Annotated in this window: 20 protein-coding genes; 11 read left to right on the top strand and 9 right to left on the bottom strand. The window is 59.4% G+C overall.

The features are described 5' to 3' along the window. Nucleotides 1–127: 127 nt before the first annotated feature. On the bottom strand, nucleotides 128–2,821 hold the full coding sequence (gene acnA / locus AC1DCP_RS12380; protein ID WP_003516634.1) for an aconitate hydratase AcnA: 2,694 nt from the start codon (nucleotides 2,819–2,821) through the stop codon (nucleotides 128–130). A 272-nt stretch (nucleotides 2,822–3,093) separates the two neighbouring features. Between acnA and ccmA the strand changes: the two genes are divergently transcribed. From ccmA to AC1DCP_RS12355, 5 genes are all read left to right on the top strand, one after another. Continuing rightward, a complete protein-coding gene (gene ccmA, locus AC1DCP_RS12375; RefSeq protein ID WP_038492420.1) occupies nucleotides 3,094–3,735 on the top strand; it encodes a heme ABC exporter ATP-binding protein CcmA in 642 nt (213 codons plus the stop codon). Between the two features lie 202 nt (nucleotides 3,736–3,937). Further along, on the top strand, nucleotides 3,938–4,597 hold the full coding sequence (gene ccmB, locus AC1DCP_RS12370; RefSeq protein WP_003516632.1) for a heme exporter protein CcmB: 660 nt from the start codon (nucleotides 3,938–3,940) through the stop codon (nucleotides 4,595–4,597). 74 nt (nucleotides 4,598–4,671) lie between these two features. Next, nucleotides 4,672–5,433, top strand: a complete 762-nt coding sequence (locus AC1DCP_RS12365; protein ID WP_065688686.1) for a heme ABC transporter permease — start codon at nucleotides 4,672–4,674, stop codon at nucleotides 5,431–5,433. A gap of 4 nt (nucleotides 5,434–5,437) precedes the next feature. Further along, nucleotides 5,438–5,611 carry a heme exporter protein CcmD gene (gene ccmD, locus AC1DCP_RS12360; RefSeq protein WP_013636916.1) on the top strand — a complete coding sequence of 58 codons (174 nt, stop codon included), beginning with the start codon at nucleotides 5,438–5,440 and terminating at the stop codon, nucleotides 5,609–5,611. Continuing rightward, the gene (locus AC1DCP_RS12355; protein ID WP_065688687.1) at nucleotides 5,608–6,213 is read left to right on the top strand and encodes a DsbE family thiol:disulfide interchange protein; all 606 of its coding nucleotides are present in this window, start codon (nucleotides 5,608–5,610) and stop codon (nucleotides 6,211–6,213) included. Before ccmD ends, AC1DCP_RS12355 begins: the two co-directional genes overlap by 4 nt. Nucleotides 6,214–6,231: 18 nt before the next feature. Here the strand turns inward: AC1DCP_RS12355 and AC1DCP_RS12350 are convergent, their stop codons facing one another. The 7 genes from AC1DCP_RS12350 to AC1DCP_RS12320 all read right to left on the bottom strand — a co-directional run bounded on the left by AC1DCP_RS12350 (nucleotide 6,232) and on the right by AC1DCP_RS12320 (nucleotide 13,658). Then, nucleotides 6,232–7,419, bottom strand: coding sequence for a GGDEF domain-containing protein (locus tag AC1DCP_RS12350; RefSeq protein WP_065688688.1), 1,188 nt, complete (start codon nucleotides 7,417–7,419; stop codon nucleotides 6,232–6,234). A 121-nt stretch (nucleotides 7,420–7,540) separates the two neighbouring features. Next, nucleotides 7,541–8,137, bottom strand: a complete 597-nt coding sequence (locus tag AC1DCP_RS12345; RefSeq protein WP_003516627.1) for a DUF2585 domain-containing protein — start codon at nucleotides 8,135–8,137, stop codon at nucleotides 7,541–7,543. Beyond that, nucleotides 8,134–8,784: a septation protein A gene (locus AC1DCP_RS12340; protein WP_003516625.1), complete on the bottom strand. Its 651-nt coding sequence runs from the start codon at nucleotides 8,782–8,784 to the stop codon at nucleotides 8,134–8,136. The genes AC1DCP_RS12345 and AC1DCP_RS12340 overlap by 4 nt, the downstream gene beginning before the upstream one ends. Before the next feature lie 2 nt (nucleotides 8,785–8,786). Further along, nucleotides 8,787–10,217: a signal recognition particle-docking protein FtsY gene (gene ftsY, locus AC1DCP_RS12335; RefSeq protein WP_065688689.1), complete on the bottom strand. Its 1,431-nt coding sequence runs from the start codon at nucleotides 10,215–10,217 to the stop codon at nucleotides 8,787–8,789. Between the two features lie 30 nt (nucleotides 10,218–10,247). Beyond that, nucleotides 10,248–11,522, bottom strand: a complete 1,275-nt coding sequence (gene mtaB, locus AC1DCP_RS12330; RefSeq protein WP_065688690.1) for a tRNA (N(6)-L-threonylcarbamoyladenosine(37)-C(2))-methylthiotransferase MtaB — start codon at nucleotides 11,520–11,522, stop codon at nucleotides 10,248–10,250. Beyond that, entirely contained in the window at nucleotides 11,519–12,421 is a 903-nt protein-coding gene (gene dapF / locus AC1DCP_RS12325; RefSeq protein WP_025594586.1) for a diaminopimelate epimerase, read from the bottom strand. Before dapF ends, mtaB begins: the two co-directional genes overlap by 4 nt. Before the next feature lie 121 nt (nucleotides 12,422–12,542). After that, nucleotides 12,543–13,658 (bottom strand): MBL fold metallo-hydrolase, encoded by a 1,116-nt coding sequence (locus AC1DCP_RS12320; protein WP_065688691.1) that lies wholly within the window; start codon nucleotides 13,656–13,658, stop codon nucleotides 12,543–12,545. Between the two features lie 282 nt (nucleotides 13,659–13,940). On the opposite strand from AC1DCP_RS12320, the gene ffh reads away from it, so the two are divergent. The 5 genes from ffh (at nucleotide 13,941) to trmD (ending at nucleotide 17,717) form a co-directional block, all read left to right on the top strand. Continuing rightward, nucleotides 13,941–15,512 (top strand): signal recognition particle protein, encoded by a 1,572-nt coding sequence (gene ffh / locus AC1DCP_RS12315; protein ID WP_003516616.1) that lies wholly within the window; start codon nucleotides 13,941–13,943, stop codon nucleotides 15,510–15,512. Between the two features lie 11 nt (nucleotides 15,513–15,523). Beyond that, nucleotides 15,524–15,841, top strand: coding sequence for a chorismate mutase (locus tag AC1DCP_RS12310; RefSeq protein WP_013636924.1), 318 nt, complete (start codon nucleotides 15,524–15,526; stop codon nucleotides 15,839–15,841). Between the two features lie 33 nt (nucleotides 15,842–15,874). Then, nucleotides 15,875–16,252 (top strand): 30S ribosomal protein S16, encoded by a 378-nt coding sequence (rpsP, locus tag AC1DCP_RS12305; RefSeq protein ID WP_003516612.1) that lies wholly within the window; start codon nucleotides 15,875–15,877, stop codon nucleotides 16,250–16,252. Between the two features lie 204 nt (nucleotides 16,253–16,456). Continuing rightward, complete coding sequence (gene rimM, locus AC1DCP_RS12300) at nucleotides 16,457–17,023, top strand: ribosome maturation factor RimM (RefSeq protein ID WP_003516610.1); 567 nt, start codon at nucleotides 16,457–16,459, stop codon at nucleotides 17,021–17,023. A 4-nt stretch (nucleotides 17,024–17,027) separates the two neighbouring features. Next, entirely contained in the window at nucleotides 17,028–17,717 is a 690-nt protein-coding gene (gene trmD, locus AC1DCP_RS12295; protein WP_038492438.1) for a tRNA (guanosine(37)-N1)-methyltransferase TrmD, read from the top strand. On the opposite strand, the gene AC1DCP_RS12290 is transcribed toward trmD, so the two are convergent. Continuing rightward, a complete protein-coding gene (locus AC1DCP_RS12290; protein WP_003516607.1) occupies nucleotides 17,714–18,460 on the bottom strand; it encodes a sulfite exporter TauE/SafE family protein in 747 nt (248 codons plus the stop codon). The genes trmD and AC1DCP_RS12290 overlap by 4 nt on opposite strands. 267 nt (nucleotides 18,461–18,727) lie before the next feature. On the opposite strand from AC1DCP_RS12290, the gene rplS reads away from it, so the two are divergent. Further along, nucleotides 18,728–19,267 carry a 50S ribosomal protein L19 gene (rplS, locus tag AC1DCP_RS12285; protein ID WP_003492508.1) on the top strand — a complete coding sequence of 180 codons (540 nt, stop codon included), beginning with the start codon at nucleotides 18,728–18,730 and terminating at the stop codon, nucleotides 19,265–19,267. Nucleotides 19,268–19,415 lie beyond the last annotated feature (148 nt).

The following is a 19,415-nucleotide window of genomic DNA, read 5'->3' as shown; positions in this document are numbered from 1 at the left end:
GGAAAATAGCGTCTATTCCACTTCAATAGAAAGTCACGAAGGGGTGAGTGGCAATCACAAAAAAAGAGATGATGAAACGCAAAGACGCCGGGAAAAATCCCGGCGTCCTTTGTTGGTCTGAGCTTTGTCAGGCAACCAGATCGCGAAGAACCGTCTGCAGAATGCCGCCATTGTTCATGTAGATCACTTCATCCAGCGTATCGATGCGGCACAGAAGCGGAACTTCCTTCACCGAACCGTCGCTGTAGGTGATCTTGGCGATCTTCTTTTCACGCGGCTTGATTTCACCTTCGAGACCATCGATCTCGACGACTTCATCACCCTTGAGATCAAGGCTCGCCCAGGTCGTGCCTTCCTCGAAGACGAAGGGAACGACGCCCATGCCGACGAGATTGGAGCGGTGGATACGCTCGAAGGACTGTGCGATGACTGCCTTGACGCCGAGCAGGTTGGTGCCTTTCGCCGCCCAGTCGCGGGAAGAACCGTTGCCATATTCGACACCGGCGAAGATGACGAGCGGAACGCCCTCCGCCTTGTACTTCATGGCAGCGTCGTAGATCGACATCTCTTCCTTCGACGGATAGTGGATGGTGTAGCCACCTTCCTTGCCGTTCGGGCCGAGCATGTGGTTGCGGATGCGGATATTGGCGAAGGTGCCGCGCATCATGACTTCATGGTTGCCGCGACGCGTACCGTACTGGTTGAAGTCGGCAACGCCCACGCCGTGCTCCGTCAGATAGGCGCCGGCGGGCGAAGCAGCCTTGATCGAACCGGCCGGGGAAATGTGGTCGGTTGTGATCTTGTCGCCGAAGAGACCGAGAACGCGGGCGCCCTTGATGTTCGTAAGGCCCGTACCGGTCTTGCCCATGCCCACGAAGTAAGGTGGGTTCTGAACATAGGTCGACTTGTCGTCCCAGGCATAGGTCTGGCCCGGGGGAACCTGAACGGCCTGCCAGTTCGCGTCACCCTTGAAGACATCAGCGTACTTCGATTCGTAAAGTTCGCGGGTGACGTATTTCAGGATAAATTCCTGGATTTCCTGCGAGGTCGGCCAGATATCCTTGAGATAGACCGGATTGCCGTTCTGGTCGTCGCCGATCGGCTCCTTCGTCAGGTCCTTCTGGACCGTGCCGGCAAGCGCGTAGGCCACGACGAGCGGCGGCGAGGCGAGATAGTTCGCCTGAACATCGGGCGAGATACGGCCTTCGAAGTTGCGGTTGCCGGAAAGAACGCCGGCCGTGATCAGGCCCTTGTCGTTGATCGTCTTGGAGATCGGTGCGGGCAGCGGGCCGGAGTTGCCGATGCAGGTGGTGCAGCCGAAACCAACGAGGTTGAAGCCAATCGCATCGAGATCCTTCTGCAGACCCGACTTGTCGAGATATTCGGCAACGACCTGCGACCCCGGCGCCAGCGAGGTCTTCACCCACGGCTGGGACTTCAGACCCTTGGCAACCGCGTTGCGGGCGAGAAGGCCGGCAGCGATGAGAACGGAAGGGTTGGACGTGTTGGTGCAGGAGGTGATGGCGGCAATTGCCACATCGCCATGGCCGAGATCGAACTCCTCGCCCTCAACCGCATAGCGGCTGTGGAGTTGGCCGGGCTTCTTGTAGTCGTTCTCGAGAGCCGTCGCGAAATTCGGTGCAATGGTTTCGAGCGGCAGACGGCCTTCCGGACGCTTCGGACCGGCCATGGATGGCACGACGTCGCCGAGGTCGAGTTCAAGGGTGTCGGTGAAGACGAGGTCGGAACCGTCGCCGGTCCGCCACATGTCCTGTGCCTTCGAATAGGCTTCGACAAGCGCGATACGGTCCTTGGTGCGACCGGACATGGTCAGATAGTTGATGGTCTCGCCATCAACCGGGAAGAAGCCGCAGGTAGCGCCATATTCCGGACCCATATTGCCGATGGTGGCACGGTCGGCCAGCGTCATCGAATCGAGGCCGGGGCCGAAGAATTCGACGAATTTGGAAACCACGCCCTTCTTGCGCAGCATCTGCACGACGGTCAGCACGAGGTCGGTCGCAGTCACGCCTTCCTTCACCTTGCCGGTCAGCTTGAAGCCGATGACCTCAGGCAGGAGCATGGAGACAGGCTGGCCGAGCATCGCTGCTTCAGCCTCGATACCGCCAACGCCCCAGCCGAGAACGCCAAGACCGTTGATCATGGTGGTGTGGCTGTCGGTGCCGACGCAGGTATCCGGATAAGCGATCGTTTCGCCGTCCTCTTCCTTGGTCCAGACGGTCTGGCCGAGATATTCGAGGTTGACCTGGTGACAGATGCCAGTACCGGGCGGAACCACGCGGAAGTTCTTGAATGCCTGCTGGCCCCACTTCAGGAAGCGGTAACGCTCGCCATTGCGCTCATATTCAAGCTCGACGTTTCGGGCAAACGCAGTCGGCGTGCCGAATTCGTCAACGATAACAGAGTGGTCGATCACGAGGTCGACGGGAACGAGCGGATTGATCTTTTCCGGGTCGCCACCGAGCGACACCATGGCATCGCGCATGGCGGCGAGATCGACCACAGCCGGAACGCCGGTGAAGTCCTGCATGAGAACGCGGGCGGGACGATAAGCGATTTCGTTTTCGGTCAGGCCCTTATTGTTCAGCCACTCTGCAACGGCCAGAATATGCTCCTTGGTGACGGACTGGCCGTCCTCGAAACGAAGCAGGTTTTCCAGAAGAACTTTCATGGAATAGGGGAGCTTGGAAACGCCCTTCAGGCCGTTTGCCTCAGCCTTGGGAAGGCTGAAATAGACGTAGTCCTTACCATCAACGGTAAGGACGGAACGACAATGAAAACTGTCGAGTGATTTGGGCATGGATAAAAAACCCCGCTTACTCTGATAGCCAACACGTGCGTGCGGACACCTATGCACTCATGCACATCAGGATGCGGGTACGACCATTTCCGCTGTCCGCACGTGAAAATTGCTCCTCGCAATCGTCAAGTCCGGCGCAAGATGATGTTCACGCCGGCCGCTGGCGTGGTTGACACCCATATAGATAATTTCTCAGAAACGTGCCAGACCATTCAGGAAATCAAATCGATTTTTTTATGCGAGACGATGAAAATCTTATACGGAAACGCAGCATGGATTTGACGGCGGAAAATCTTGGCGTGCGACGCGGCGAAGATTTCATATTCATGAACATTTCCTTCAAGTTAAGTGACGGCGAAGCGCTGGTGCTGACCGGCCGCAACGGCTCGGGAAAATCCACGCTTCTGCGCACTGTGGCCGGCCTGCTGCGCCCCGAGCAGGGCTGGGTAAAGATAGCCGGCAAAGGAATAGAAGCGGACATGCGTCCATCGGAGGCCTGCCATTACCTCGGCCATCGCAACGCAATGAAAACGGAACTGACGGTTTCGGAGAATCTGCGGTTCTGGAAAGACTTTCTCGGTGACTTCGCCGGCGGCGCCGGTGTCGATATCGATGAGGCGGCAGACATCGTCGGCCTTGCGGGCATCACCCACCTGCCCTTCGGTTACCTATCCGCAGGCCAGCAGCGACGTTTTGCCATGGCAAAGCTTTTGATCGCGTGGCGGCCGGTGTGGATTCTCGACGAGCCGACAGCGGCGCTCGACAAAGCAGCGGACGGCATGTTTACGGATCTGGTCAAGAGCCACCTGAGGAGAGGCGGCATCGTCATGGCTGCGACCCATCAGCCTCTTGGGCTCGACAATGCGCGGGAATTGCAGATGACGGGCTTTGCAGGTGTGGAGGCTTGGGCATGAGGGCTATGCGCGGGGGGTATACCCCCCTCTGCCCTGCCGGGCATCTCCCCCACAAGGGGGAAGATCAGCAGGAGGCACCTTCGCCGCTCCATCCGAAAATTGCGCGACGGGCGAAATCTTGCCGCAGATCGATCTCCCTCCCTGTGGGGGAGATGCCCGGCAGGGCAGAGGGGGGTGAAGACCCACGCACGGAGCACTCCCAATGACCGCCCTCTTCCTCCGCGACCTGAAACTCTCCATCCGCGCCGGCGGTGGCGCGCTGATCGGCGTCTTGTTCTTCATGACCGTTGTCGCCGTCATCCCCTTCGGTGTCGGGCCTGATCTCAATCTGCTTGCACGCATCGGCCCGGCCATCGTCTGGATCGGCGCGCTGCTCTCCACCCTCCTCGGCCTCGACAGGCTGTTTCAGGCAGAGCGGGATGACGGCTCGCTAGACCTCATACTCATGCAGGAAAACCCGCTTGTGCTGACCGTGCTCGTCAAATGCCTGGCACATTGGGTGGGAACGGGTCTGCCACTGGTCATCGCCTCGCCGCTCATCGGCCTGTTCATGAATATGGACGAAGTGGCGATCGGCGCGGTGATGCTCACACTCCTTGTCGGATCGCCCGCCATTACCTTCATCGGCGCGGTGGGTGCCGCTGTCGCCGTTGCCTTGCCGCGCGGCGGCCTTCTGGTCTCCATCCTTGTGCTGCCATTGGCCATTCCGGTACTGATCTTCGGCGTCAGCGCGTCCTATGCGGCGGTGCAGGATCCGGCACCCTTTCTGCCGCCCTTCCTCATTCTCTGCGCGATCACGTTATTTTCAGCCGTGACCGGTCCTTTCTTTGCCGCTTTGGCATTGCGCAATGTTATGGATTGATGAAACCGCAATTGCCGATCTACGATTGACGGCGATCAATTGCGGGGCAGCCATTCTCGGGTTACACAAACGGCATGAACCAGCAGACTTTCACCATCACCAAATTCAGTGATCTCGCCAATCCCACGCGGTTTCTGGCGCTCTCGGCACGCATTCTGCCCTGGCTTGCGGTCCTGACGGCACTGGTGCTGGCCGCCGGTCTCTATCTGTCTTTCACGACAGAGGGCGACTACCAGCAGGGTTATACCGTGCGCATCATGTATGTGCATGTCCCCTCCGCCTGGCTTTCGATGATGTGTTATACGGTCATGGCGGTCTCAGCGATCGGCACGCTCGTCTGGCGTCATCCGGTTGCGGATGTCAGCCACAAGGCGGCAGCACCCATAGGCGCTGCCTTCACGCTGATTGCGCTTGTTACCGGCTCGCTCTGGGGTAAACCCATGTGGGGAACCTGGTGGGTATGGGACGCGCGGCTGACGTCCGTCTTCGTGCTTTTTCTGATGTATCTTGGCCTGATAGCGCTCAACCGCGCCATGGACGACCCTTCCAGAGCCGCCCGTGTCAGCGCCGTGCTCATCCTCGTTGGTTTTGTGAATATTCCCATCATCAAGTTTTCAGTTGAATGGTGGAACACGCTTCACCAGCCGGCAAGCGTCATCCGCATGGGCGGCTCGGCAATCGATGCGGAGTTTCTCTGGCCGCTTCTGACCATGGCGATCGGCTTTACGCTACTGTTCTTCACGTTGCACATCGCCGCAATGCGTAACGAAATCTGGCGCCGGCGCGTGGCAGCCCAACGGCGGCTTGCCGCCCGCATGGCAAACCGGGAGGCATGAGAACATGACACACGCCTTTTATATCGGCATGTCCTATGCGGCGACAGGCCTTGTCGTCCTCTGTCTCATCGCCTGGGTCATCCTGGATGGTCAGGCGCGCAAACGGGAACTGAAAGAACTGGAAGCATCCGGCGTGCGCCGCAGGGCAAAAGCTGGTTCTGCGGGTGAAACCCGATGACGCAGGCCAGCCAGGACCAGAACACCAAAGCCAAAAGCACGGGGCGCACACGATATGCCCTGGCGCTTCTGCCGCTTCTGCTTTTCGGCGGTTTTGCCATTATCGCCGGCAAGATGCTCTACGATCAGGACGTCAACGGGCTGGATATCAGCGCCATTCCATCGGCGCTCATCGGAACCAAGGCGCCCGCACTGTCGCTGCCGCCGCTGGAAGGCTCAAACCTGCCGGCCCTCAACGAGGCCGCCGTCAAGGGTAAGCTGACGCTGGTCAACGTCTTCGCCTCCTGGTGCATTCCCTGCCGTCAGGAGCATCCCATCCTTCAGGAATTGGCGAAAGACAAACGCATCACCGTCGTCGGCATCAACTATAAGGACAAACCGGACAACGCGCTTCGTTTTCTCGGCGAACTCGGCAATCCCTTTGCCGCGATAGGCGTCGACCCGAACGGCAAGGCCGCGATCGACTGGGGTGTCTATGGTATCCCTGAAAGCTATCTGGTCGGTGCCGACGGCACGATCCTCTACAAAAAGGTCGGCCCCTTCGATGCCCGCAGCGTCGAGCGGGATTTATTGCCGGCGATCACCGCTGCGGCCGGAAAGTAGCCCGCGCGCCGAACGGTATTATACCTTGGAAATAACCCTTAGCGACGGCCCTTCGGCTGTCGCCTGCACACCCATCCCTTCAAGCACGACCTGATTGCGGCCACCACGCTTTGCCGCATACAGGCTGTCGTCGGCGCGTTTGATCGCATCGTGAATTGAATGATCTCCCCTCGCGACAGCTGAAACGCCGAAGCTTGCCGTGACCTTGGTGGCCACGCCACGGCTACGCCAATCCAGCGACAGAAGGTTCAAACGCATGGCATTGGCAAGGTGACCGGCCGCGGCGGCGGTGTGGCCGGGCAGGAAAACCACGAATTCCTCGCCACCGAAACGCGCCACCAGAGCGTCGCTACGCGCGCTTTTCCGGAGAAGGTCTGAAAGGCCGATGAGAACGATATCGCCGGCGGCGTGGCCATAGTCATCGTTGATGCGCTTAAAATGGTCTATGTCGCACGCAATTACTGCGCCTATTGGTGTCCCGCTGCGAAAATCGGGAACGCGCCGGTCGAATCCACGGCGGTTCAGCACATCCGTCAGCGGATCGTGCTCAGCCGCTTGCAGGTGCCGGTCGACAGTCACGGAAATCTGGCTCGCAAGTACGGATAGCGCAAGCAGAAAGCCGAATATGCTCGCGGCAAGCTGCATGTAGAAAGCATAATCGGATTCGAAGAATTCACTGAGTTCGATCATCGAACCGTTCGGCGTCATCACCAGCAACATGCCGATGCGCACCAGCGTTTCGAGCACTACGAGTGACGCAATCGCCACCATCAGCCTGTCTGCAAGCGCCAGGGGCCGCTTCCGCACGATCCAGACCGGGATGGCGAGCAGCAGGGCGCAGACAAGATCACCGATGACCAGCTCACGTTTCAGATCCGGTGTGACGAAGACATGGAACGAGACCAGCAAAACCGCTGCAGCCACGATCGACAGTCGCGCCGTCGTATAAAGCGGCCGTCCGAAATGGGTAAGCAGCGCATGGCCGTAGAGAAAAAAGGCAGAGAAAAACAACAGGTTCGAGACGATCGCCTGTACTTCGAAGGGCAAGCCGCCAAGCACTAGAGGTGCGGCAAAACCAAACGCCGCCGAAAGATATCCGAAACCCCAATATCGCGCCGAAGCGTGGCCGGTCCTCTGCAGGAACAGGAATACCACACCGAATGTCAGCATGATGAAGGGGAGAAGGTAGGCGAAATTATCTTGCACAGTGTTCTGCCGGACGGAAAGACGAGCCTTTGAGCCCGGACACTACCGCAATGCCCTTAAGAAAACTTGCATATAACGCAGGGTTTTCGTGCCTTTCCGACGCACGTACGGGCAGATATCTTCACATTGGCGGGAGCGCGTTCTGCCATTGCTTGATCGCTTCGACGGGCCAGACAAGCATCACTACGTTCAGCGTCAGATTATCGCGGATCAGCCAGCCGGTGAAGATTTCAAAGAAGATGGCGATCACAACCGTCAGCCACACCGGCACGCGGGCGGCGAAGAGGAAACCCAGCGCCATGAAAACGGTGTCCATCGCGGAGTTCAGGATGCTGTCGCCGGTATAACCCAGCGCCATGGTCGCCGTGCGATAACGATCGATGATGAGCGGCGAGTTTTCGAGGATTTCCCAAGCTGCCTCTATCAAAACCGCAAAAGAAAGCCGCATGGAAAGGGGTTTCTTGCGAAACAGCAGCCAGGCGAGCCCGTAAAACAAGAAGCCGTGGATAATGTGTGAGGGCGTGTACCAGTCGGCAAGATGCTGGGAATTGCCCGGCGTGTTCACACCGGGTTCGAACAGCTTCACATAACCGCATTCGCAAATGGGAATGCGGCCCATGGCATAGAGGATGACGATCTGCAGGAGAAGAAGTCCGGCAGCGACACCGAACCATTTGAACGAGCGCGGACGGGAAGCCGGCATCTCTGCAACTGTCATTTTTCGTCCTTGTTCAACGGTTCGAGCGAATGACGCATGACGAGCGGCATTTGCGCCATGGTGAAGATGATCGTGATCGGCATCGTGCCCCACACCTTGAACGCAACCCATGCGTCGGTTGAGAACATGCGCCAGACCACCTCGTTCAGCACGGCGAGAAAGAGGAAGAACACGCCCCAGCGCAGCGTCAGCTTGCGCCAGCCCTCATCGTTCAGCCTGAAGGCCGAATTGAAGACATAGCCAAGCAGCGACTGGCCGAAAAACAGGCCGCCCAGCAGAATGACGCCGAACAGCGCATTGACGATGGTTGGCTTCATCTTGATGAAGGTATCGTTCTGCAGCCACAGCGTCAGCGCACCGAACACGAGAACCACAATGCCTGATATCAGCGGCATGATCGGCAGCTTGCGCGTCAGCATCCATGAGACGGAAAGCGCAATTGCGGTTGCGATCATGAACAGGCCGGTGGCGATGAAGATCGGCCCGCCGAACTCCGTCAGTACCGGAAAAGTGGAGGCCAGCCATTCGCCGCGGGAATTGGCGAAAAAGAACACCATAAGCGGGCCAAGCTCGAGCACGAATTTCAGGAGCGGGCTGATTTCCGCCACCATCTTTTCGCTTTCCTTGGAATTGCTTTCAATATCCATACTCAAACTCCCGCAATGGCCTTGGCGAAATCTTCCGCCTCGAAGGGCTCCAGATCGTCCACGCCTTCACCCACACCAATGAAATACACCGGCAGCTTGTGTTTGGCGGCAATGGCCACGAGGATACCGCCCCGCGCCGTGCCATCCAATTTTGTCATAATCAGGCCCGAAACACCCGCAACATTGCGGAATATCTCCACCTGGTTCAAGGCGTTCTGCCCGGTCGTGGCGTCCAGTGTCTGAAGCACGGTATGCGGCGCATCGGGATCGAGCTTGCCGAGCACGCGCACGATCTTTTCCAGCTCCGCCATCAGCTCCGTCTTGTTCTGCAAACGGCCGGCAGTATCAATGATGAGCACATCGCTTTTTTGCGCACGCGCCTGCTCATAGGCGTCGTAAGCCAGACCCGAGGCATCCGCACCGAGCTTGGTGCCGATGAATTGCGAGCCGGTGCGATCCGCCCAGATCTTGAGCTGCTCGATTGCCGCCGCACGGAACGTATCGCCGGCCGCAAGCATGACCTTGAGGCCAGAGCCTGAAAGCTTGGAGGCGAGCTTGCCGATGGTCGTGGTTTTGCCGGTGCCGTTCACGCCGACGACGAGAATGACATGCGGCTTGTGTGAAAGATCGAGTTCCAGCGGCTTGGCGACAGGTTTCAGGACCTTGGTGATCTCACCCGCCATGATGCGCGCCACATCCTCGCCACTGACATCCTTGCCGTAACGTTCCGAAGACAAGGCGCCCGTGATGCGCATGGCGGTCTCGACACCCAGATCCGACTGGATGAGAAGGTCTTCCAGTTCGTCGAGCGTATCCTCATCCAGCTTGCGCTTGGTGAACAGCGCCGAAATCTGGGTGGTAAGTTGCGAGGAGGTGCGCGCAAGCCCGGCCCGCAGGCGCTGGAACCAGCTGAGCTTCGGCTGCGGCGCTTCGGCGACAGGCTCTTCGCGCTCGCTTGCCGCCGCAAAACCTTTCGGCAAAATCGGCGAAACGGCAGAGGGCTCGACGGCACCGGCAGCCTCCGCCTCATCGAGCAGCGCATCCATCGCATCTGCATCGAGCACGGCATCGGCAGCTTCGGGCAAAACCTCGGCCTGTTCTTCGGCGGCGGCTTCGGCCTGCAACAGCGACAGCGGAACAACGCCGATGTCTCCGGCCTGCTCGGCGCCGGGCAGAAGCGGCGCGTCCTCTTCCTCCGGGTCATCGGAAAGGGCCGCATCAGCATCCAGAGCAGGCCCACCGGCCGTCTCGATCTCCAGTTCGGAAACCGGGTCTTTCTCGACAATGGGATGTGCTTCGGCTTCGCTCAATGCCTCATCGAAAGAGACATTTTCTCTGGCGCGTTCAAGCGCGGAATCCTCTTGCGGCTTGCCGTCAGTCCCGGCCTTGTCCTTGCCGAAAGAAAAGACTTTTTTGATGAAGCCGAGGGCCATGGTCGTTCCCGTGTCTTTTCCTGTGCCGCTTCAGGCCGCGTCCGCTGCGAGAAGCTTCATGTTCAGATGTTTGCCGTTGTGGCCGGTAATCTCAACCTGCGCAAGAGTGCGCGGGAGAAGATCGGGCGCCGCCACCAGCGTGAAATTGTCGGTATGCGCAAAACCGGTGTTTTCAACGAGGATCGTTTGCGTCGAACCAACCATATTTTGCAGATGCACGAGCCTGAGTGCCTCGCCACGTTCGCGAAGCCTCGCCGCCCGCTCCTTCACCAGCGCACGGTCGAGCTGCGGCATACGCGCCGCCGGCGTGCCGGAACGCGGGCTGTAGGGAAATACGTGCAGGCTGGAAATGCCGCATTCTTCCGCAAGCGTCGCGGCGTTTTCGAACATCTCTTCGTTCTCGGTCGGAAAACCTGCGATCATATCAGCACCGAATGCGATATCCGGCCGGAGCGACCGCACCTCGTGACAGAAACGGATGGCATCGGCCCGCAAATGACGGCGTTTCATGCGTTTCAGGATCATGTCGTCGCCATGCTGGAGGGACAGGTGAAGATGCGGCATGAAACGCGCCTCACCGGCAATCAGATCCATCAGATGGTGGTCGGCCTCGATGCTGTCGATCGAGGATAGCCGAAGTCTCAAGATTTCCGGCACCTGCTTCAGCAATGTTTTGGCAAGAAGCCCTAGCGAAGGTTCGCCCGGCAGGTCGGCACCGTAGCTGGTAGCATCCACCCCGGTCAGGACGATTTCGCAATAGCCGCTTTCCACCAGCCTGCGCGCCTGCTCGACCACAGCGCCCATCGGCACGGAGCGGGAATTGCCCCGCCCATAGGGAATGATGCAGAAGGTACAGCGATGATCGCAGCCGTTCTGCACCTGAATGAAGGCACGGACATGCCCGTCAATGTGCTTGACCATCTGCGGCGCCGTCGCCTTGATGCTCATGATGTCGTTGACGCGCAGCTTTTCTTCCGCCGAAACGCCGAAATCCGGCAGTGCGCGATAGGAGGCGCTTTTCAGCTTTTCCTCATTGCCCAGCACCGCATCCACTTCGGGCATCTCGGCAAAGGTCTGTTTTTCAGTCTGGGCAGCACAGCCGGTCACGATGATGCGCGCATGCGGATTGTCGCGCCTTGCCCGGCGGATGGCCTGGCGCGCCTGGCGCACCGCCTCGCCGGTCACCGCGCAGGTATTGACCAAGACGGCATTGTTGAGCCCGGCCTTTTCGGCCTCCGCCCGCATCACTTCCGATTCATAGGTATTGAGACGGCAGCCGAAGGTTATGACCTCGACGCCGCTCATATGGCCCCCTGCTCAGCCACGGCATCGCGCGAAAAGGCGCCGCTGATGGGATCGACCATGCCGGACCATTCCCATTCGGCCGGCCCCGTCATGATGACGTGGTTGTCCTCGCGCCACTCAATTGTCAGCGGCACACGCACAGGGCTGGAGGCGACATCGATGGTGACCTTCCTGCCCGTGCGGCCGGTGCGCGCAGCGGAAACGGCAGCGGCACATGCGGCAGAACCGCAGGCGAGCGTCAGCCCGGCGCCGCGCTCCCAGGTGCGGGTGCGAAGCGCACTGTCGGAAATAACCTGTGCCAGGGTGATATTGGCCTTTTCAGGGAACATCGGGTGGTTTTCCAGAAGCGGACCGAAGCGTTCCAGATCGAACTCCATCGGATCGCGATCCACCCAGAAAATGGCGTGCGGGTTTCCCATGGACATGACGGCGGGCGAATGCAGGATTGGCGCGTCGATCGGCCCGATCTGCAACTCGATGCGGCTCGTATCGTGGAACTCTTCGGAAAGCGGAATGTCGCTCCAGCGAAAACGCGGCAGGCCCATATCAACGGAAATCATGCCGTCTTCATGCTCAACGGCGTTCAGGATGCCCGCCACCGTCTGGAAGGTGAAGGTGGTCTTGCCGGTTTCAGAAGACAGCGCCTGCACCACGCAGCGCGTGCCGTTGCCGCAGGCCTGCGCCTTCGTGCCGTCGCAATTGAGGATATCGATGAATGCATCGGTGCCGCCGACACGCGGATCGTGGATCGCCATGATCTGATCGAACTGCGTGGCGGGATCGGCATTGAGCGCGATGGCCGCCGCAGGCGTCACCATATCCCTGCGGCCGCGCATGTCGACAACGAGGATCTTGTTGCCAAGCCCGTTCATCTTCGCAAATTCGACCGTATCCGCCATCGTACTGAACCTGAAAACCACCTGAAACCGGAATAAAGACGGGCTTTGCCCGCACTTTCGCTCTATATGGCGGAAAGGACGGCAAATTACCAGACTGTTGCGGCGCAAACCGCTGAGCCGCTCAGGCGGAAGGTACGTCGAAGACTTCGCCGGGCCGCATGGGCTGGAAGCGGCTCTCGTCTATCCCCTGCTCAACAAGCGCTGCCTTCAGCGCGACAAGAGGAGCTTCGACCGCTTCATCGGTCAGTTGCACAGTGCCCCAATGATGGCCGCAGACATGTGCCGCACCGCAGATCTTCATGCCTTCCACGGCTTCCGCAGGGTTCTGGTGCTGGCCCTTCATGAACCAGCGCGGCTCATAGGCGCCGAAAGGCAGGTTGGCGAGACGGAACTCACCGTGTTTTTTGCGCGCGGCGTGATAATTGAGGCCGTCGTGAAAGCCGGTATCGCCGATATGATAAATCTTGCCATAAGGCGTTTCAATGACGAAGGCCGCCCACAGCGCCATGCGCCGGTCGTTCAGCCCACGCGCCGACCAATGGTGGCACGGCTCGAAATGAATTTTGACCGAACCAATCTCAAGGACATCGCCCCAGTCCCCCACCTTGATGCGCGCTGCCTCGACGCCGGTGCGGATGATGGCGTCATTGCCAAGCGGCGTGATGAAAAGCGGCTTGTGCGCCACATGCAGGCGCTTCAGCGTTTCCATATCCAGATGGTCGTAGTGATTATGCGTCACCAGCACCAGATCGATAGGCGGCAAATCCTCAAAACGGATGCCCGGCGGGTTGACGCGTTTGGGACCGGCGAAGCTGAACGGGCTGGTACGCTGCGACCACACCGGATCGATGAGAATATTCAGCCCTGCCGTCTGGATAAGAAAGGAGGCGTGACCGACGAAGGTGACGCGAATGTCCTTGCCGTCGATGCGGGGCTCCGGCTTTGCGAACGGAAACGGGCTGGGATAGTTTTCCGGCCACGTGGCGCGCTCGCCGTTGAAGCGCCATTTCAGGAGGCCCATGAAATTGCCGGGCGGCGAGCCGCCGGGATTGAAGAAACGCACCCCGTCGAAATGATCGGAGACCGGCCCACTATAATAGGCGCTGGCGTTAGAGCGGCGCGCAAACAGGCCGCCGCCCGCAAGAGCAAGCAGACCAAGTGCGGAAAAACGAAAGAAGTTTCGACGTTTCATGGGAAAGGTATAAGAAGCCAGGCGACGCCGTTCAAGCACCGCCATCGCAGCTTTCGTCTGATCACGTAAAGATGACAAGGCATGCTTTGCCGCATGAAAACCGGCACTCCCTTGACTTTCACGGCACTTTCCTGTTTATCGCGGCCAATCAGCTGGCAGTTTCACGACTCCAAGCCGCCGACCGGGACCCGCAAAGGTATAAAGAGATCCCGGAGGTCAACACCCGACAGCGCGATGCGCCCTCGGGTGCTTTTTGGCTTTGCGTCTTGTTTTTGGCAGCGAAAGCACCGACGTTTCGGAGATCCCGGAACGAAGAAGGAAGAAACGATGTTTGAAAACCTCCAGGACCGCCTTGGTTCCATTCTGAATGGACTGACCGGCCGTGGCGCGCTGACGGAAGCCGATGTTGCCGCCGCCTTGCGCGAGGTTCGCCGTGCGCTTCTGGAAGCGGACGTTGCGCTGGAAGTCGTGCGTTCCTTCACCGACAAGGTGCGTGAAAAGGCTGTCGGCGCAGCCGTTCTGAAATCCATCAAGCCCGGCCAGATGGTCGTCAAGATCGTGCATGACGAACTTGTCGAGATGCTCGGCACCGAAGGCGTCTCGATCGATCTGCATGCGGCCGCCCCCGTCGTCATCATGATGGTGGGTCTGCAGGGTTCGGGCAAGACCACGACCACAGGCAAGATCGCCAAGCGCCTGACCGACCGCGACAAGAAGAAGGTGCTGATGGCATCTCTCGACACGCGTCGTCCGGCCGCACAGGAACAGCTTCGCCAGCTGGGCGTGCAGACCGGTGTCGATACGCTGCCGGTCATAGCCGGCCAGTCGCCTACAGATATCGCCGCACGCGCCGTGCAGGCCGCCAAGCTCGGTGGCCATGACGTCGTCATTCTCGACACCGCCGGCCGCACCCATATCGACGAACCCTTGATGCTGGAAATGGCCGACATCAAGAAGAAGTCCAACCCGCATGAAATCCTGCTGGTCGCGGATTCGCTGACCGGTCAGGACGCGGTCAACCTGGCGCGCAACTTCGATGAACGCGTCGGCATCACCGGCCTCGTGCTCACCCGTATGGATGGCGACGGACGCGGCGGTGCGGCCCTCTCCATGCGCGCCGTCACCGGCAAGCCGATCAAGCTGATCGGTATCGGCGAGCGCATGAACGAACTCGACGAGTTCCATCCGCGCCGTATCGCCGACCGTATTCTCGGCATGGGCGACATCGTTTCGCTGGTCGAGAAGGCTGCCGAAAACATTGATGCCGAAAAAGCCCGCGCCATGGCCGAAAAGATGGCCAAGGGCAAGTTCGACCTCAACGATCTCTCCGACCAGCTTGCCCAGATGAAGAAGATGGGTGGCATGGGCGGCATCATGGGGCTGATGCCCGGCATGGCCGGCATGAAGGACAAGATGGCTTCCGCAGGCCTCAACGACAAGATGTTCGACCGCCAGATCGCCATCATCTCGTCGATGACCAAGGCCGAACGCGCCAATCCCGATATCCTCAAACACAGCCGCAAAAAGCGCATCGCCGCCGGTTCCGGCACCGATGCCGCCGAAATCAACAAGCTCTTGAAGATGCACCGTGGCATGGCCGACATGATGAAAGCCATGGGCGGCAAGGGCAAGGGCGGCATCATGAAGCAGATGATGGGCGGCCTTGCGGGCAAGATGGGGCTTGGTGGCATGATGGGCGGCGGCATGCCTGATCTGTCGAACATCGACCCGAAGCAGCTCGAAGCGCTTCAAAAACAGGCTGAAGCTGCCGGTCTTGGCAAGCCGGGCGCAATGCCCGGTCTCGGTGGTCTGCCCGGCGGGCTACCCGGTCTGGGCGGGACAAAGCTGCCGGGTCTTGGCGGCATGCCGGGCCTGCCCGGCTTCCCGAAAAAGAAGTGAGGGCGACGCCAGTGAACAACGCAGAAGTGAAAGCCCAGCTTTCCGAATACCGCCAGTCGATCGACAATATCGATGCCGCACTGGTTCACATTCTTGCCGAACGTTTCCGCTGTACCAAGGCGGTGGGCGTGCTGAAGGCAAAATACAATTTGCCGCCGGCGGACCCGGCGCGCGAGGAATACCAGATCGAACGCCTTCGCCGTCTGGCAAAGGATGCCAATCTGGATCCGGATTTCGCCGAGAAGTTTCTAAACTTCGTCATCAAGGAAGTCATCCGGCATCATGAAGCAATAGCCGCCGAACATGGCGGTAATGAAAAGACCGCCTAACCGGCGGACAAGCTATCTCAAGGAGTAAATAACATGGCACTTAAAATTCGTCTCGCACGCGGTGGTTCCAAGAAGCGCCCGTACTACCAGATCGTCGTTGCTGACGCCCGTTCGCCCCGCGACGGCCGTTTCCTCGAGAAGGTCGGTTCCTGGAACCCGATGCTCGCCAAGGACAACCCGCAGCGCATCGAGCTGAAGGCTGACCTCATCAAGGAATGGATCGCCAAGGGCGCACAGCCGACCGACCGCGTTCTGCGCTTCCTCGCAGAGGCAGGCCTTGCCGATCGCGCCGCTCGCAGCAACCCGGAAAAGGCACTGCCGGGCAAGCGCGCTCTGGAACGCGTTGCAGAAAAGAAGCAGAAGGCTGAAGACGCAGCTGCTGCCGCAGCAGAAGCTTCTGCTGCAGAATAATCTGCGATAGAATTTTAGAGAACGGGTGGCGTGGTTTTCCATGCCGCCCGTTTTTTGTTTATTTTGGTATGAACAAACTTTAGAGCGTCAGGAACTATGCTCTAACGCGTTGGATCTGCGCATTGTGCCCTGTGAAAATCGATTCCGATTTTCACGCTGATGCTGTAAACCAGACGCAACCAACACCAGAAGACGGACGGCCCGATGGCAAAGCTGGAAAACCCGATACTCATGGCAAAGATCGGCGGCGCACAGGGATTGCGCGGCGAAGTCCGCGTCAGCACCTATACGGACGAACCGATGGCGCTCGGCGATTACGGCAATCTGGTGAGCGCCGATGGCCGCGTCTTCGAAATTCTGGAAGTCCGCGAGGGCAAGAATGTGGTTGTCGTCCGCTTCAGGGGTATCAACGACCGCAATGCGGCGGAAAGCCTGAACGGGCTCGAACTTTTCATCGAACGCGACAATCTGCCGGATGACGAGCTGGACGACGACGAATTTTATTATGCCGACCTCGAAGGGCTGGAAGCCGTCGATGCCGAAGGCAAAAGCTATGGCGCCGTCAGCGCCGTTTACGATTTCGGCGCAGGCGACCTCCTGGAGCTGAAAGGTGCGGGCCGCCGTCCCGCCCTCATCCCCTTTTCGGAAGCAGCCGTGCTTGAAATTGATCTGGAGGCGAGACGCATTCTCATCGATCCCATGGCCGCTGGCCTGATCGACAATCCGGACGACAAAGACGAAACCGGCGCATCGCCTTTCGGCAAGAAATAAGGCCATGACGTTCAAGGCTACCGTTCTGACGCTCTACCCGGAAATGTTTCCCGGGCATCTCGGATATTCGCTGGCGGGCAAGGCGCTGGAGCGCGAGCAATGGTCACTTGAGGCCGTGCAGATCCGTGAATTCGCGACCGACAGGCACAGAAGCGTGGACGACACCCCGGCAGGCGGCGGCGCCGGCATGGTGCTGAAACCCGACATTCTGGCCGCAGCCATTGACCATGTTTCAGATGGAGATACGCGACCGCGTCTGCTGATGAGCCCGCGCGGCAAGCCACTGTCGCAGGACCGAGTGCGCGAACTGGCGGCAGGCGACGGCGCGATTATCGTGTGCGGACGCTTCGAAGGCGTCGACCAGCGGGTCATAGAGGCGCGCGGGTTGGAGGAAGTGTCGATCGGCGATTACATTCTCTCCGGCGGCGAGCCCGCCGCCCTGACGCTTCTGGACGCCATTGTCCGCATTCTGCCGGGCGTCATGGGCAACGATCTCTCAGGCGTGCATGAGAGCTTCGAGGGTGGGCTTCTGGAGCATCCGCACTACACCCGTCCGCAGGTCTGGGAAGGCCGCGACATCCCAGCCGTTCTCACCTCTGGCAATCACGCCGTCATCGACAAATGGCGGCACGAGCAGGCGCTGGCGTTGACGAAGGAAAGACGGCCCGACTTGCTGGAAAAGGCCAAGGTTTAAACCGAGACGAAATAATAGGCCGTCAGCACCAGCCCGACGGCAATGACCAGCCAGCGGATGATCCACTGCGGCACCCGCCTTGCCGTGTGCACCCCCACATATCCGCCAAGCGCGGCCGCCGGGAACATGATGAGGGCGGCCCACCAGGAAACGACGCCGCCGCTGACGAAGATCGTAATGGCGATGATCGCGATCACCACCGAGAGCAGGTTCTTCAGGGCATTCAGATGATGATAGCTGCCACCCGAGGTCATTCCGAGGATGGCCAGCATCATGATGCCCATGCCCGCCCCGAAAAAACCACCATAGATGGAGGCGAGCCCCTGAAAGAAGAGGCTCGGCACATTACCGGGTGAACGCTCGGCACTGGCCTTCGGTCGCAGCCACGGGCCAGCGGCGAAAACAACGGTTGCGGCCAGAAGCAACCACGGCACAAGCTGGCGGAAGGAGGGGTTGTCGAGCGACAGGAGCAAAAGCGACCCCGCCAGCCCGCCGACGATGGAGACGGCCGACAGGAGGATCGCCTCGCGCCAGTGGGCGCGGATTTCAGGCCCGTAGGCGATCACGGAGGTGATGTAACCGGGAAACTGCACGATCGCCGAAGTGGCATTGGCGACAATCGGCGGCAGGCCTGCAAGCGTCATCGCCCCGAAGGTCAAAAAGGTGCCACCACCGGCAATCGCATTGACCACGCCAGATAGAAAGCCGGTCGCAAACAGCATCATGATAATAAGTACGGACATGGCCCCTCCCAAGGTTTTCATGCCATAACCGGGGAAACGCACCTTCGCAACAGCCCGTACGTCGCCCACAATTGATAAAATATTGTCATGAAGGGATGACAAATGGCGCTGCCTCGTGTATGTGCCCGCGTGGAATTGGGGTTTTCCCCTTTAACCGCAAGCAAAGAATGGCGAACCCGCTCCTGCCGCACGGCATGGTCTGAAGGCATTGACCGACAGACGAAACGTTGAGCGCTCTGGCTGTTTCAGAAGAAATCAGAGGTTAACATGACCAATATCATTCAGCAGCTGGAAGCCGAACAGGCTGCCAAGATCGAAGCAAAGCGCACCCTGCCTGAGTTTTCTCCGGGCGACACGCTGCGCGTCAACGTGCGCGTTACCGAAGGTAACCGTACCCGCGTTCAGGCTTACGAAGGCGTTTGCATCGCCCGTTCCGGCGGCGGCCTTTCCGAGAGCTTCACCGTTCGCAAGATCTCCTACGGCGAAGGCGTCGAGCGCGTATTCCCGATCTACTCCCCGCTGGTCGAAGGCGTTGAAATCGTTCGTCGCGGTAAGGTTCGCCGCGCGAAGCTCTACTACCTGCGCGATCGTCGCGGCAAGGCTGCCCGTATCGTTGAAAACACCGGTACGCGCGCCCGCAAGCTGAACGAATCCGAGCGCCAGGCAGTCGCCGAAGAAAAGGCACGTCTGGAAGCTGAAAAGGTAGCAGCAGCACAGGCTCTCGCCGCCGAAAAGGCAGCAGCCGAAGCAGCAGAAGCCAAGGCAGCAGAAGAAGCAGCAAAGGCTGCGGAAACTGCAGCGGAATAAGATTTCCATTTTGATGGATTTACGGAGAAGGCGGTCTTTGGACCGCCTTTTTTGTTGCATCGATGCGCCATAACACTCTGGTGGGCGACATAGCGTCACGTCCAGCCTTCGACCCCATCTCCGTATCGACAGATCAAGATCAAAGTCG

It is taken from the genome of Agrobacterium sp. 10T429, from assembly GCF_056393925.1.
Note: the sequence above shows the minus strand (reverse complement) of the source record. Positions and strands in the feature narration are given on the sequence as shown.